Genomic DNA, 15079 nt, shown 5'->3' with positions numbered 1-15079 from the left:
TGGCCAGCGACGAAGACCACCCTGCTGGACAATTGTTCGTCATTGTGGCGGAAGGGCAATCCCTCCTCGAGCCCAGGATCCTCCCCGATGTTCAGCCGCCTGGCCCGCTTCTCCGCCGCCGCGCTCATTCTCGTGGCGACGACCGGCGCAAGCCCCTCCAGCTACCAACCGCGCGAGACTTTCGCGCCGTTCGACATGGGCCAGGCGGTCAATCGCTATCGCGGCGGCGACGGCCTGCCCGGCCCCGATTACTGGCAGAATCGCGCCGATTACGTGATCCACGCGACGCTCGACCCAGCCGCGCACACGATCAAGGGCGAGGTCGAGATCACCTATACCAATGCCAGCCCGAGCGCGCTCGACGTGCTGTGGCTCCAGCTCGACCAGAACCTCTACCGCCCCGGATCGCGTGGCAGCATGGCGCAAGGCGGAGCGCCCCGCGGCAATACCGAGGGGATGACGCTCGACCAGGTGTCGGTGACGCTCGGTAAGGCCGCCGTTCCAGTGGCGCCGCTGATCAGCGACACGCGCGCACAGCTGCGGCTGCCGGCTCCGCTCGCGGCAGGCGGCAAGGCGGTCATCCATATCCGCTATCATTACGAAGTGCCCAATGACGCGTTCGGTGGGCGCACCGGCTGGATGACCGCGAAGAACGGCGCGCCGATCTATTCCGTCGCGCAATGGTATCCGCGCATGGCGGTGTTCGATGATCTTCGCGGCTGGGACACGGCGCCGTATCTCGCGCAGGAATTCTACCTCGAATACGGCAATTTCGATTACTTCATCACCGTGCCCTCGGACATGATTGTCGCCGGGTCGGGCGAACTGGTGAACCCGCAAGAGGTGCTCACGCCGCAGCAACAGGCGCGGCTGGCGGCGGCGCGGCACAGCGATCGCACGGTGATGATCCGCGAGCCCGAACGGGTGAGTGACCCCACCACGCGGCCCAGGAGTGGCCCGCTGACCTGGCATTTCCACATGGACAATAGCCGCGACGTCGCGTTCAGCGCCTCGTCGGCGTTCGCCTGGGACGCCGCGCGGATCAACCTGCCGGGTGGCAAGGCGTCGCTCGCCATGTCCTTCTATCCGGCGGAATCGGCTGGCCCCGACAGATGGGCGCGCTCGACCGAATATATGAAGGATGCGGTCGAGCGCTATTCGGCGAAATGGTTCCCCTATCCCTGGCCCAACGCGATCAACATCGCCGGTCCGGCATCGGGCATGGAATATCCCGGCATCGTGTTCGACGGCGTCGAGGACAAGGGCAAGGAGCTGTTCTGGATCAGCGCGCATGAGATCGGGCACAGCTGGTTCCCGATGATCGTCGGCTTCGACGAGCGCCGCCATGCGTGGATGGACGAAGGCTTCAACACCTTCATCGACACCTATGAATCGGACGAGTTCAACCACGGCGAGTACGCCCCCAAGCGCGACGGCGAATATGCGCCCGGCGGTGGCAACCCGGTCGACGAGATCCTGCCGATCCTGGCCGATCCCGACGCCCCGCCGATCCTTTCGCGGTCGGACACGATCCTGAACAAGTACCGCCACCCGGTGACCTACTTCAAATCGGCGCTGGGTCTGGTGCTGTTGCGCGAGCAGATCCTTGGGCAGCAGCGCTTCGATGCGGCGTTCCGGCGCTTCATCGCCGCCTGGGCGTTCAAGCATCCCAAGCCCGCCGACTTCTTCCGCACGATGGAAAGCGAGAGCGGCGAGGACCTGTCCTGGTGGTGGCGCGGCTGGTACGCGAACAACTGGCAGATGGACTTGGCGGTCGACGGCATTTCGACGGCCAAGGACGGAACGCCGCTGGTCCGCGTCGTGTCGCGCGACAAGCTCGTCATGCCGGCGACGTTGCGCGTGACCTATGCCGACGGGCGGACGACCGACATCGTGCTGCCGGCGGAGACGTGGATCCGTCAGGCGGCGACCGACGTCGCAGTGCCGAAGGGCAACGTGGTCAAGGCCGAACTCGACCCCGACCATAAGCTGCCCGATCGCGATCGGAGCAACAACGTCGCGACGCGAAAGCCGTAAAGCGAGGCGGTTGAGGTGCCGTTCCGCCGTCGTGTCTAGGGCGCTTCCCCGGCGGAGGCCGGGGCCCAGTTTCCTGACATCGCGATGGCGTCCCGCCGGCTCGAACGCGTCGCCGCTGGGCCCCACCCTTCGCCGGGGAAGCGTGTAGAAGGAGGGGCGGGGAATAGGCTCATCAAAACCCTATCCGCCCGCCACTCTCCGGCCGCGACGCCACTTCCCTCGCCACCAGCGCCACCAGCGCTTCGGGTTCGGGCCGCGCCTCGGCGAAGCGCAACCCGCGCGCCACCACCGCGAGATCGCCCGGCGTCACGCCGCGCAACTCTGCCAACGTGCGCGGAGCAGGAACGCCGAACGTCCGTTCGAACGCCTGGGCCGCGCGCGCCGGGGACAGTGCGCGCAGCTCAAGCTTGAACACGAACCGACGCATCGCCGCCGGATCGAGTTTCGCCGCATGGTTGGTCGCCGCGACGAACGGCAACGGATGCCGCTCGAACCAGGTCAGCAATTCGTTGACCTGGCTGACTTCCCAACTCGCTTGGGCATTGCCGCGATCGGCGAGGATCGAGTCGATCTCGTCGAACAGCAACACTGCCTCCTCCTCGCGCGCTTCGGCGAAGGCGTCGGCAATGTTCGCCTCGGTCCCGCCGACCCATTTGGACAACAGGTCCGACGCGCGTTTGACGATCAGCGGCCGGTCGAGCCGCTCGGCCAGATGATGCGCCAGCGCGGTCTTGCCGGTGCCCGGCGGGCCCGTCAGCAGCAGCGAGAAGTCGCGAGGGCTGTCCGGCCGCGTTACGCGATCGAGCAAGGCAGCGACGTCGATGTCCGCTTCGACCAGCGCGGGGTCGAACGCCGCGGTGCCTTCGACCGGTCGCAACCGCCCCGACAGCGCCGTGACGAGCGACTCGGCCGCCGCCACCGCATCGTCGCCGCCGAGCTTTGCCGATCGGATCGCGACACGCGCAATGCTCGCGGCTTCTGGCGCCCGCGCGACCAGCGCGTCGAACGCCGCGGGTACCGCCACGCCTTCCTCCGCCGCGATCCGCGCGAGCACTTGCCGCGCCGCCCGCGCCGACGGCTGCTTCATGTGCAGCACGAAGCTCATCCGCCGCAGAATGGCGGGATCGACGTTGCCGATCGCGTTGCTGGTCCAGATCACCGGCAGCTTGTTGGTTTCCAGCATCCGGTTGACGAATACCTTTGAGCCTTGTCGCCCATGGATCGAATTGCCGCTTCCGCGTGCCGCATCGCCGATCAAATCCTCGAACTCGTCGAACAGCAACACGGTATTGCCCCGTGTCGCGAATGCTCGCTGGCCGATAATGAGCGACTCGATCCGGTCATCGCGGGTCGGTTCCTCGCCATCGAACACATTCTCGCCGACCGCGAACAAGACCACGCCCGCGGCGGCCGCCAGGCTACGCGCGAACTCGGTCTTGCCCGTCCCCGGCGGTCCGTGGATCAGGATGTTGACCCCCTCGGCGCGCGTTGCGACCGCGCCGCGCAGCATCCGCGCGAGCATGCCGGCGTAGTCCTTGGCCTGCGGGAATGCGTCAAGCGGCAGGCGTGCCTGCTGGCGCATGCCGACCATCGCGGTGACGATTTCCTCGCCATCCTCGATGCCGCGATCGAGCAGGCGTTCGAACCGCCAGGCCGTCTCTATCCGCGGCGCGGACAGATATTCCTGCGACAGCTCGAACAGGCCCAGCCGCATCACCGGGCTGGCACGCGTGGCGCCGGCGCTGGGTGCGCCGGCCGCGATGCCGATCATCGCCGCCATGTCGACTTGCGCGCGCGCCATGGCTCGCGCCAGCGCGTTGGCACGCGGGCGTCGCTCGAACACGAGCGCGTAGAACAGCAGACGGCGGTCGAACTCGCCCAGCTGCAGCATGTCGCCCAACGACGCGGTCAGCGTCGCCAGCGCGTCGTCGGCATCGCCCGCTTTCGCCGCGCGCTTCGCCATTTTCTCGATCCAGCCGAGGTCGACCGTCACATCCTTGATGGTCTTGCCCGCCAGCCAGCTCGCATTGGTTTCGCTCCACTCGATCAGCGCGCGGCTGACCTGAGCGGAGCTTCGATGAGTATCGATCAGGTGGCGCAACAGCGTCGCCACCAGGCGCAACTCGCCCATGACATCTCCTTCGTGCCGCACGCGCGCAAAGGCGCACGCACGCGACAGCTCTTTTCAGTGGTTGTGGAGATCGGCGCGCCCGATGCCCGCGGGCCGGCGCGCAAGGGCTTGCGCTAGGGCTGGCGCGGGACGCGGACGGAGCGGAGCCCCGTTATGATCTTGCGTCCAAACATGCAGTGTCCTCACGTATCGGGCGGACTCGCCACCCGAGGCCGGGCCCGTTACGCCCACGCACCGATAACGTCAAGCATCGCGGCCAAGCATCAAGCTTGCCGCCGTCACGCGACACGCTACACCGGCGGCAAAACAGGGGGAATCATCGATGGCGACGGTAATGGCGGAAGAGTTGCGGCCCGATCCCAGCCCATCCGACATCCGGCTGGTCATCGCGGCATCGTCGCTCGGCACCGCGTTCGAGTGGTACGATTTCTTCATCTACGGCACCTTGGCCAAGATCATCGGCGCGGCGTTCTTCCCGGCGGGAAACGAGATGGTCCAGACTTTGCTCGCCTGGGCGGGTTTCGCGGTCGGGTTCGGTTTCCGTCCGCTGGGCGCGGTGCTGTTCGGTTATCTCGGCGACAAGCTCGGGCGCAAATATACCTTCCTCGTCACGATCACCTTGATGGGCATCGCGACGGCGGGAGTCGGCTTGATCCCGCCCGCCGCCCAGATCGGCCTATGGGCGCCGGGAATCATCATCCTGTTGCGCGTCTTGCAGGGGCTGGCGCTGGGCGGCGAGTATGGCGGGGCGGCGATCTATGTCGCTGAGCATTCGCCGCCGGGCAAATCGGGCTTCTATACCAGCTTCATCCAGGCCTGCGTCGCGGGCGGTTTCATCCTCAGCCTGGCGGTGGTGCTGCTGACCAAGCTTGCCGTGAGCGAAGCGGCCTGGTCGGCCTGGGCATGGCGGTTTCCGTTCCTGTTCTCGCTGGTGCTGCTCGCGGTATCTTTGTGGATGCGGCTCAAGCTCAGCGAGAGCCCGGTTTTCCGGGCGATCAAGGAAGCGGGGGAGACGGTCAAGAACCCGATCGTTTCCAGCTTCACTTACCCCGGCAACCTCAAGCGCCTGTTCGTCGCCTTGTTCGGGGTCGCCGCCGGCCTGACCGTGATCTGGTACACCGCGCTCTTCTCGACCTTGTCATTCCTGACGACGACGATGCGCGTCGAGGAAACCACCGCGCAACTGATCGTCGGGGTCGCCGGCGGCGCGGGATTGTTCTGGTTCATCTATTTCGGGCGCCTGTCCGATCGCGTCGGTCGCAAGGGGCCGATCGTGATCGGCTATGCGGTGACCCTTGCCCTGCTGTTCCCGATCTTCTGGGTCATAGGCAGCGCCGCCAATCCCGATCTCGCCCATGCCGCGAAGCGCGCTCCGGTGATCGTGTCGGGGCCGCACTGCACCTATGATCCGTTCGCTGCGAAGCAGGTCGACGAATGCGGCCAGCTGCTCGACTATTTCTCGAAAAAGGGCATCGCCTATACCAAGGATACCACGCCCGCGATCGCGGTGATCATAGGCGGAGACGCGGTGCCCGATATCAGCCCGGCCGGGCTGGACGCGGCGCTCGCTGCCAATGGATACAAGCTCGACAAGGTACGCCCGACGGCGATCGGGATCGCGGTCATCATTTTCGCGATGCTGGTGATGGGCGCACTGGCGGGGGCAACTTACGGTCCGGTCGCGGCTTTGCTTGCCGAGATGTTTCCGGCGCGCATCCGCTATAGCTCGATGTCGATTCCCTATCATATCGGCACCGGCTATTTTGGCGGCTTCCTGCCCTTCATCAGCCAATATATCGTCGCGAAGACCGGCAATCCCTATGCGGGGCTGTGGTACACCTGGATCGTGGTGTTGATGGCGTTGCTGGTGTCGCTCTGGGGCTTGAAGTGGAAAGGCGACAAGCTTCCGGATTGAACCCGGCCCAGGGGTGGCACGCCGCGCCGCCTCCCGCTAGGCAGCGCGAATGTTCGAGCTTCCCCTCCGCCTGCGTCGCGATGCCGACGCGCTTGTGGCCAATTGGCGCGCGCTGGCGCGACTGAGCGGGACCGCGGCGTGCGGCGCGGCGATCAAGGCCGACGGCTATGGGCTTGGTGCCGCGTGGGTCGCGGAGACGCTGGCCGCTGCCGGGTGCCGCGACTTCTTCGTTGCCACCTGGGCCGAAGCCGCCGCGCTCGCGCCGCTTCAATTGCCCAGCCTGTCGGTGTTCCACGGTGTGCGCGACGAGGACATGGAGCTGGCGCTGTCGGGCATCGCGACGCCGGTGCTCAACACGGCCACGCAGGCCAGTCGCTGGCGGAGCGCAGGTGGCGGCGCATGCCATGTCATGCTCGATACGGGCATGAACCGACTCGGGCTGGACGAGGGCGATCTCGCCGCCCGCGCGCTCGACGGGCTCGTGGTCGATACGGTGATGAGCCACCTCGCCTCGGCCGACGAGGATAGCGCACAGAATGGCGAGCAACGCGGACGGTTCGTCGCGATGGGCGAAAAGGTAGCGGCGCGACGGCTGAGCCTCGCCAATTCCGCCGGGATCGCGCTCGGGTCGGATTACACCTTTGACCTCACGCGCCCGGGCCTCGCGCTTTATGGCGGCGTCCCGCGGCCCGAGCTTGCCGGCGTCATAACGCAAGTGGCCTTCCCCGAAGCGCAGGTGCTCCAGCGCCGTACCGTTCGGGCAGGGGAGGCGGTGGGGTACAACGCGACCTGGGTCGCCCCTGCGGATACCGATGTGGCGATCCTCAATTACGGCTACGCCGACGGGTATTTCCGGGGTTTTTCGGGACGGGGCGCGGCGTTGATCGAGGACACGGTCCTGCCGTTGATTGGTCGCGTGTCGATGGACCTGATCGCGATCGACGTGACCGGCCAGGATGTGGCGGAGGGCGATTGGCTGGCAATCGATTTCGATCTGCCGCGCGCTGCGGGGCAGTCGAGTATGTCGCAATATGAATTGCTGACGGGCCTGGGGGCGCGGTTCAAGCGGATCGGTTGACCGGCCCCCATCAGAGGAGCCGGTCACCGACTTTTCAGCTCACCGCTCGACGCACATCGCGATTCCCATCCCGCCGCCGATGCAGAGCGTCGCCAAGCCCTTTTTCGCGTCGCGCTTGGCCATTTCGTAGAGCAGAGTCGTCAGCACGCGCGCGCCCGATGCGCCGATCGGGTGGCCGATCGCGATCGCGCCGCCATTGACGTTGACCTTGTCGGGGTCCCAGCCGAGTTCCTTGCCGACCGACAGTGCCTGGGCGGCAAACGCCTCATTGGCCTCGATCAGATCGAGATCGGCGATCGACCAGCCGGCCTTTTCCAGCGCACGACGCGTTGCCGGCACCGGGCCGATACCCATGATCGACGGATCGACCCCGGCCGATGCCCAGCTCGCGATCCGCGCGAGCACCGGGGCGCCGCGCTTCGCCGCCTCGTCGGCCGACATCACCACCAAGGCGGCCGCGCCGTCGTTCAGGCCGGAAGCATTGGCTGCGGTCACCGTGCCGTCCTTCTTGAACGCCGGACGCACGCCCGACACGCTGTCGATGGTCACGCCCGCACGGATATATTCGTCGTCGGCGACTACCGTGTCGCCCTTGCGGCCCTTGATCGTCACCGGGACGATCTCGTCGCGAAACCGGCCCGACGAGCGTGCAGCGTCGGCCAGGTTCTGCGAGCGGACCGAGAACTCGTCCTGCATCTGGCGCGTGATCTGATACTGCTCGGCCAGGTTTTCGGCGGTGATCCCCATATGATAGCCGTTGAAGACGTCGGTCAGGCCGTCGCGGATCATCGTGTCGATCAGCTCTAGCGTTCCCATCTTCTGCCCGGCGCGGATGGTCTGGGCATGCGCGCTCAGCGACATCGACTCTTGGCCGCCGGCGACGACGATCCGCGCATCGCCGGTCGCGACCGCCTGAGCCGCCAGCGCCACCGTCCGCAGGCCCGATCCGCACACCTGGTTGACGCCCCAAGCGGGGATTTCCTTGGGCACGCCTGCTGCCATCGATGCCTGGCGCGCCGGATTCTGGCCCTGCGCGGCGGTCAGCACTTGGCCCAGGATGACTTCGGACACTTCCTCGCCCGCGACTCCCGCCTGTGCCAGCGCGGCCTCGATCGCGATGCGGCCAAGCTCGTGCGCCGGGGTCCCGCCGAACGCGCCCATGAAGCTGCCGACCGGTGTACGCTTGGCGGCGGTGATGACGATGTCGGTCATGGAGACTCCGATTCAGGTGTGGGTTTGGCGGCTATCTAGGCGCGCTTTAACCACTGCGCTAGCGGCTCCCACAATTGTACCTTCGCCCGGCCACCAACGATCATACCGACATGGCCGGCGCCCAAATCGTGACGGTTTGCCAAGTCCGCGGCGCTTTCCTTCGGAACGATGCGGTCGCTGAGCGAGACGAATTCGACCGCCGGGCAGGGCAAAGCGTGCGGATCGACCGTGCGACCCGCGACGGTCCAGCTGCCCTTGCCGGTTAGGTCGTCGCCGACGAAGTCCTCGAACAATTGTCGACCGGCGGCATAGGGCAACGGCGCGCCGGCATTCGCCCAATCCTCCAGGGCGACGAAGCCATTCCAGGCGGGACTACCCGGCTCCATCCGCCCGAACGCTTCATACTTGCTCACCGTGCGGCCCGGGTCGAGGCGCCAGAACCCGGTCTGCAGCACTTCCATCGGCACCAGCCCCATCCGTTCGCACGAGGGCTTGGCCGATTGCCACAACTCGCCGATCGCCGCGCGCGCGCCGCCAAAGCCGGCGAAATGCCAGGGCGCGGCAATCAGCGCGACGCCCGCGACGCCGCCCGCCGCCGCAGCGCCGAGTGCCAGCGTGCCCCCCAGGCAATAGCCGACCAGCAAGGGCGGCTCGTCGAACCTGGCGATCAACGGCAACAGGATGCGCTCGACATGCGCGGTCACGTCCAGCGCGCGATTGGCCGGTGACGGCTCGCCCCAATCGAGCAAATAGGGATGCAGCCCTTGTTCGCTGCACCAGCGCAACAAGGAATTTTGCGGCGCAAGATCGAGGATGAAAGGCGGGTTGATCAGCGACGGCACGAAGATCACCGGCCGGCCAGCGCCACCATAGTCGCGAAGGCGGGCCCGCTGCTGTCTGTATCGTATCGGTGCGAGACGCCTTTTGCCCTTGCGCGGCGCCTCTTGATACGCCTTCAGCCCAGCCAGTGCGGCGGCGCGGCGCTCGGGCGATGCTGCGGTCTCTTCGCGCAGCATGTCGAGGAACAACGGTAATGGACGCGGTCCATGTTGCGGTGCATCATGCATTGATGGTACAGCCGCGAGAAATCATTGGAGGGGCGTCCCCATCATGAAGAAGCAGGCGGCCACTGACGGCCCGGTGATCATCAAGAAATACGCCAATCGTCGACTCTATAATACCGAAAGCTCGTCCTACATCACGCTCGACCATCTCGCCGCGATGACGCGCGAAGGGCGCGATTTCAAGGTCGTCGACGCCAAGACCGATGAGGACATCACGCACAACGTGTTGACCCAGATCATCATGGAAGAGGAAGCGCGCGGCCAGACGATGCTGCCGGTTAATTTCCTGCGCCAGCTGATCGCGATGTACGGCGATTCGATGCAGGCGTTCGTGCCGAGCTATCTCGAAGCGTCGATGGACAGCTTCCGTCGCAACCAGGAACAGTTCAAATCGGCGGTCGAAGGCGCGTTCGCCAATTCGCCCTTTGCCGAGATCGCCAAGCGCAACATGGCGATGTTCGAGGCGGCGACCTCTGCGTTCAAGCCGCAGGCGAGCACGAGCGCGAGTGCGGCGCCGAAGCCGGCCAGCGGCGAGGACGACGTCTCTGCGCTCAAGGCCGAATTGGCCCGGTTGCAGGAAAAGATCGAGAAGCTCGGCCACTAGATATCGTGGGTTTTTCGGCGAAACAGATCGCCGGGGCGGTCGCGGCCGTCCTGGCGCTGACGGCGCTCGCGGCCGCCCTTGTCGACTGGCGCCATCGCAAGCGTGCCGATCTCGATCGCGTGTCGTTGGTCGATTGGCGCAATCTTCAGGTATTCGCGCTGATCGGCGCGATCATCGCAGCGGCTGTGGCGTTCCAATTGTAGCCGGTACTTCGCGAGCGGGCAGGTCGCGGCGCAGATAGACCAAAGTGCGATAATCGGCGCGCGGCACGCTGTAGATCACGCGATAGCCGCCCAGCGCCGTCTTCAGCGCAGCCAGGCTGCCCGGGTTCCAGATGCCGAGCAGGCGCGTCGACGTGACGATCACCGGTGGCCGTGCAGCGAGGATGCGCCGGACCTCGCCCGCCTCGTCGATCCCGGTCGCGCCCTGCTCGGTGGTATAGGCCAACAAGTTCGGAAAGGCGTAGCGCGTCGGCAGACAGGTGCCGGCGCGCTCGTAGGTGAAGGTGTCGCCGATAAAGACATAGGGGCAGCCGTCATGGCTGTTGGCCCTGACCAATGCTGCCACCGCATAAGCGCCTTCGCCATCGTTGCTCTTGATCCCGCGCTCGACGACGTTGAGCAGCAGCCCGAGTGCCAGCGTGGCGATGAGCAGCCGCGACGACCGGCCCAGCGCGCGCGCCGCGACCACCGCGATCGGCGCGACCAGAGGCAATGCGTAATGGTCGAAGAATGTGCCGATCAGCAGGAACCCGCCGCCGGCCGCCGCCAGCCAGCCGAACCCGATCAGCGCTTCCTCGCTGCGATCGGCGCGGGGCCGCCACGCCCAGGCGATCGCAGCCGACACGATCAACGGCGACAAGCTGGCGACGATGCCGAGCAGCCGCATCGCCAATTGATCGGCCGGATAGCCCGCGCGCAGGAAAATCGACGTGACGTTGGCGAACCAGAAGGCGTCGAATGCCTGCGGGCCGAGATGCCAGTAATAGCCCGCTATCGCCAATGTCGGCGCCAGGCCCGCCAACAGCCACATCAAGGCTGCTCCCGCGAACGTCGCCCAGCCCGCGCCGGCGCGGCGCAGATACCAGAGATGGGCGCAACCGATGAACGCGCCTTCGATCGCGGGCGTGTATTTGGTCTGGATCGCCAACCCGCCGAGCAGGCAGGCGAACGTGCCCCAAGCGACGATCGCGCGGGTCGCGCCTGCCCGCGCGCGCTCGGGCAAGTGGAGCGCGATCAGCGCTGCGCCGGCAACGAACAGATTGTAGAAGACCGGCGATTGTCCGCCGCGGCCACCCAGCAACGGCAACCAGATCAGATAGGCCGCGCCTGCCGCCAGCGCCCCCGTCCGGCTCGCTCCCGTCCGTAACGCCGCGCGCCACACCATATAGGCGGTCGCGGTGGCGAACAGGCTCGCGACCAATTGATAGGCGATGACGCCGTCGCCCGGCAGCAGCCGCATCGCGGCGTAGAGCAGGAACAGTCCAACCGGCTTGCGGTCCCAGATATCGAGATAGGGTATCGCGCCGTGCACCATGCGGTCGCCGACCAGCAGATAATATTGCTCGTCGACATGGATGACTGGATTGCCGAAATCCCAGGCGCGCAAGGCGAGCGCGACGACCGCGAGCACCGCCGCCATCTGCCAGGCCTTGAGACGATCCAACCCGCCTGCGCTCAATAGAAGCGCTCCAGCGTCAGCTTGCGCTCGCCACCGCCGCAGATGCCCAGGCGCACGGTTCGGCCGGGATCGGCGACCGACCAGGTCGAGATCGGCTCGCTGGCGTAATCGGGCGTGATCGGCTGGCCGTCGACGCTGCAGATTTCGTCGCCCGCTTGCCAGCCGGTGCTGGCCGCCGGGCTGCCGCGCATGACGTGGAGCACGCGCAGGCGATCGCTATAGAAGCCGAGCAGCAAGCCGCTGGTCGACCGCAGCGGGGGGCGGTCGACATCGCTACCGGCCGCCATCACCATGCGGCCAGCGCCGGGATCGAGCAGGACGCGGTAGCGCTGCAGATAGCCCAGCCCGATACGCCCCGCGGCGCCCATCTGCGCCGAAAAGCCGCGACCTGGCTCGATCCGCGCTTCGGCTTCGCGCACCATCGTCTCGCCGACGCGGACCGCGGGCAGCACGGTCAGCTCGGACGTGACTGGTCCGGCGATGCTGTACGAAATGGTGGTGGTCGTGGTCGGCTTGACGCCGCCGACCGATTTCCATGCCTCGTCCGACATGGTGATCGTCGCGCCGTCGCCGGTGTCGACGATCATCGGGCGCAGTCGCGTGCCGTCGATCGACATCTCGCTGACATAGAATTGGTCGCGCAGGGCCATCGCCAGCGGCGCGGTCTGGCCGGAAAAGGGCATGCGGCCGCTCGGCAACAGGCGGAAACGCTGTGCGGCGAAGTCGATGTCGAGCGCATAGCGGCGCAGCAGGTCGCTGCCGATCACCGCGTCGATCGTGGCGCCGTTGCCGGTGGCACCGCTTGGCAAGTCGAGTACGCCTAATCGGCCGCCGCTGCGGGTCAAGCCGCCGATCGCCAAATTTCCCCCGTTGATCAGGCCCATCGCGACCGATCCGCCGATGCCCACGCCTTCGCCGCCGGCCGAGACTTTCAGGCCGGCGCGGGTGGCGAACCGGCGCGACACCACCGACAGGCTGAACCCGGTATCCAGGATCGCGGTGACCGGCCGGCCGTCGACCGTCATCTTGAATTGGATCTGGTTACCCGGCGTGAGGTCGAATGGCACCCATTGCGCCTCGGTATCGGGCGAGAGCACGACGCGTTCGGCTGGCGGTTCGGGCATCGCCGGCGCCATCGCCCCGCACAACGGCAAGGCGGCGAACATCAGCAAGGGCAGCATGCGGCGGCGCATGCCCCCGCTTATACCGGTCGAGACCGCGCGGATACGGTGTAAAATAGCGATTAACCGCGTTAGCGGTGTTGCGGCGATGACTGGCTGAAACGCCTCGGGCGTCCCGTCAGAGACAGGCTTCGAGATACGCCTGGTCGAATCCGAATTGGCGCGCCTTTTCGAGCGTGTAGGGGCGCAGCCCCATCGCGCGATATTCGCCGATGATCTTACCGTCGGCCGATTCGCTCTGATATTCGAACTTGAAGAGCTCCTGCGTCACGATGACCGGCCCTTCCATGCCGATCACCTCGGTAATGTTGGTCACGCGGCGGCTGCCGTCGCGCAGGCGCTTCACCTGGACGATCATGTCGACCGAATCGGCGATCTGGCGGCTGATCGCTTCCTTCGGGATCTTGATGTCCCCCATCAGCACCATGTTCTCCATACGGCCCAGGCATTCGCGCGGGGAGTTGGAGTGGAGCGTACACATCGATCCGTCGTGACCGGTGTTCATCGCGGCGAGCAGGTCGAAACATTCCGACCCGCGAATTTCGCCGAGGATGATGCGATCCGGCCGCATACGCAGTGCGTTCTTGACCAGGTCGCGAATGGAGATTTCGCCCTGGCCTTCGAGGTTGGCGGGGCGGGTTTCGAGCGGCAGCCAATGCGGCTGCTGCAGCCGGAGTTCTGCCGCGTCCTCGATCGTCAGCACGCGCTCGCCCGGGTCGATCATCTTCGAAAGGGCGTTGAGCATCGTCGTCTTACCGGAGCCGGTACCGCCCGAGATGACGACGTTGAACCGGCACGCGCCCGCGATCTTGAGCGCGGTCGCCATCTTCTGCGACATCGAGCCGAAGCTCGCCATCATGTCGAGCGTGATCGGCTTGTTGGAGAATTTGCGAATCGATATCGCGGTACCGCGCAAGCTGAGCGGCGGGACGATCACGTTGACGCGGCTGCCGTCCTTGAGGCGGGCGTCGGCAAGCGGCGTGGTCTGGTCGACGCGGCGGCCGACCGAGTTGCAGATGCGCTGCGCGATCTGGAACAGATGCTCCTCGTCGCGGAATTGGATCGGCGCGATCTCCAGCCGGCCCTTCTTTTCGATGAAGGTCTGGTTGGGGCCATTGACCATGATATCGCTGATATCGGGGTCGGCGATCAGCTCTTCCAACGGGCCCAGGCCGAGCAATTCGTCGACCAGCACCTTTTCGAGCGCGAATTGCTCGCGGCGGTTGAGCGTCAGCTTGAGCTCCGCCAGCACCTCGCCGATGATCGGGCGGAATTCCTCGGCCAGCTCGTCCTTGTTGAGTGTGGCGGCGGCCTCGGGATCGACGCGTTCGAGCAGGCGCGGCAGCACCTGCTCCTTGATCTTGTGGACCGATGCCTCGAACCCTTCGGCCTTCATGCCGGCGGCTTCGCCGCTGGAATTCTGACGCTCGGTCAGGCGCGCCATCGCGTCGCCATTGCTGCCCGGCATATTGCCCGGCAGATCGGCCTCGGTCTCGTTCGTATCGGGAAGCGGCGGAAACTGTTCGGCAGTATCCGCGGCGGGCTGTGCGCCCCCGCCCTGCATCGGACGCGCCACGCCGAAAGCCGGCCGCGCAGGCTGCCCGGCACCCAATCCACTACGGCGTCCGAACGCGCTCATGCCCCTCGTTCCTTCATGATCAGGTCCGGTTCGTAGGGGCTAAGATTTGACAATTTACTAACCAAGCAGATGCCGGGTCGAGCTTGCGTGACGACGGGCCAGGCGGCGATGCGCCCGACGAAAAACGCCAGAATGGGGTGATCCACGGCCGTCAGATACGACAAGACCCGCAGCTCGTCGCGAGCAGCGGGTCTGGTGGTCGGCCCTGATCGGCGGAGCTTAGCCGGCCTGTTCGGCCAGCACCGTCAGTCCGCTCGCCGATACCTCGGCGAACCCGCCCCGGATCGGGACCAGTTCGGGCTCCGACTTGTCGGCACGGTAGATCGCGAGGTTGCCGTCGCGGATCGTCGACATGAAGGGGGCATGGCCCTCCAGCACACCGAAATCGCCCTCGGTGCCGGGCACGACGACCTGATAGACTTCCTCCGAGCGGAGCAGCTTTTCGGGCGTGACGAGTTCGAAATGCAGCATTGCCTTGTCCTGTTTTCCCTCTCCCCTTGTGGGAGAGGGAGGGGCCCGCTCGGCAGAGCCGAGTGGG

The 15079-nt window shown here is 66.2% G+C and carries 12 protein-coding genes; 5 read left to right on the top strand and 7 right to left on the bottom strand.

Annotation, left to right across the window (positions count from 1 at the left end; translation table 11 throughout):
• The first annotated feature begins 87 nt into the window (after positions 1 to 87).
• Positions 88 to 2037 (top strand): M1 family metallopeptidase, encoded by a 1950-nt coding sequence (locus SPR01S_RS19140; protein ID WP_066592680.1) that lies wholly within the window; start codon positions 88 to 90, stop codon positions 2035 to 2037.
• 172 nt (positions 2038 to 2209) lie between these two features.
• Here SPR01S_RS19140 and SPR01S_RS19135 read toward each other — a convergent pair whose 3' ends face one another.
• Positions 2210 to 4168 carry an AAA family ATPase gene (locus SPR01S_RS19135; protein WP_066592678.1) on the bottom strand — a complete coding sequence of 653 codons (1959 nt, stop codon included), beginning with the start codon at positions 4166 to 4168 and terminating at the stop codon, positions 2210 to 2212.
• A gap of 322 nt (positions 4169 to 4490) precedes the next feature.
• On the opposite strand from SPR01S_RS19135, the gene SPR01S_RS19130 reads away from it, so the two are divergent.
• Positions 4491 to 6083, top strand: coding sequence for an MFS transporter (locus SPR01S_RS19130; protein ID WP_066592675.1), 1593 nt, complete (start codon positions 4491 to 4493; stop codon positions 6081 to 6083).
• A 49-nt stretch (positions 6084 to 6132) separates the two neighbouring features.
• A complete protein-coding gene (locus SPR01S_RS19125) occupies positions 6133 to 7161 on the top strand; it encodes an alanine racemase (RefSeq protein WP_066592672.1) in 1029 nt (342 codons plus the stop codon).
• A gap of 39 nt (positions 7162 to 7200) precedes the next feature.
• Here SPR01S_RS19125 and SPR01S_RS19120 read toward each other — a convergent pair whose 3' ends face one another.
• Positions 7201 to 8373 carry an acetyl-CoA C-acetyltransferase gene (locus tag SPR01S_RS19120; RefSeq protein ID WP_066592669.1) on the bottom strand — a complete coding sequence of 391 codons (1173 nt, stop codon included), beginning with the start codon at positions 8371 to 8373 and terminating at the stop codon, positions 7201 to 7203.
• Positions 8374 to 8408: 35 nt separating this feature from the next.
• Complete coding sequence (locus SPR01S_RS19115) at positions 8409 to 9440, bottom strand: alpha/beta hydrolase (protein WP_066592668.1); 1032 nt, start codon at positions 9438 to 9440, stop codon at positions 8409 to 8411.
• A 43-nt stretch (positions 9441 to 9483) separates the two neighbouring features.
• Between SPR01S_RS19115 and phaR the strand changes: the two genes are divergently transcribed.
• Both phaR and SPR01S_RS19105 read left to right on the top strand, forming a co-directional pair.
• Positions 9484 to 10041 carry a polyhydroxyalkanoate synthesis repressor PhaR gene (phaR, locus tag SPR01S_RS19110; RefSeq protein WP_066592666.1) on the top strand — a complete coding sequence of 186 codons (558 nt, stop codon included), beginning with the start codon at positions 9484 to 9486 and terminating at the stop codon, positions 10039 to 10041.
• 5 nt (positions 10042 to 10046) lie between these two features.
• Complete coding sequence (locus SPR01S_RS19105) at positions 10047 to 10244, top strand: hypothetical protein (RefSeq protein ID WP_066592665.1); 198 nt, start codon at positions 10047 to 10049, stop codon at positions 10242 to 10244.
• On the opposite strand, the gene SPR01S_RS19100 is transcribed toward SPR01S_RS19105, so the two are convergent.
• The 4 genes from SPR01S_RS19100 to SPR01S_RS19085 all read right to left on the bottom strand — a co-directional run bounded on the left by SPR01S_RS19100 (position 10213) and on the right by SPR01S_RS19085 (position 15012).
• On the bottom strand, positions 10213 to 11706 hold the full coding sequence (locus tag SPR01S_RS19100; protein ID WP_245662112.1) for an ArnT family glycosyltransferase: 1494 nt from the start codon (positions 11704 to 11706) through the stop codon (positions 10213 to 10215). The two genes, SPR01S_RS19105 and SPR01S_RS19100, sit on opposite strands and share 32 nt — an antisense overlap.
• A gap of 11 nt (positions 11707 to 11717) precedes the next feature.
• Positions 11718 to 12914, bottom strand: coding sequence for an aspartyl protease family protein (locus SPR01S_RS19095; RefSeq protein WP_245662110.1), 1197 nt, complete (start codon positions 12912 to 12914; stop codon positions 11718 to 11720).
• Positions 12915 to 13020: 106 nt separating this feature from the next.
• Positions 13021 to 14541, bottom strand: coding sequence for a TadA family conjugal transfer-associated ATPase (locus SPR01S_RS19090; RefSeq protein WP_066592662.1), 1521 nt, complete (start codon positions 14539 to 14541; stop codon positions 13021 to 13023).
• A gap of 219 nt (positions 14542 to 14760) precedes the next feature.
• Positions 14761 to 15012 carry an ATP synthase F1 subunit epsilon gene (locus SPR01S_RS19085; protein WP_066592659.1) on the bottom strand — a complete coding sequence of 84 codons (252 nt, stop codon included), beginning with the start codon at positions 15010 to 15012 and terminating at the stop codon, positions 14761 to 14763.
• Positions 15013 to 15079: the final 67 nt, after the last annotated feature.

This window comes from Sphingomonas pruni NBRC 15498 (genome assembly GCF_001598455.1).
Classification (GTDB): domain Bacteria; phylum Pseudomonadota; class Alphaproteobacteria; order Sphingomonadales; family Sphingomonadaceae; genus Sphingomonas; species Sphingomonas pruni.
The sequence above is the reverse complement of the archived record's forward strand: the minus strand, read 5'-3'. Positions and strand labels throughout refer to the sequence as shown.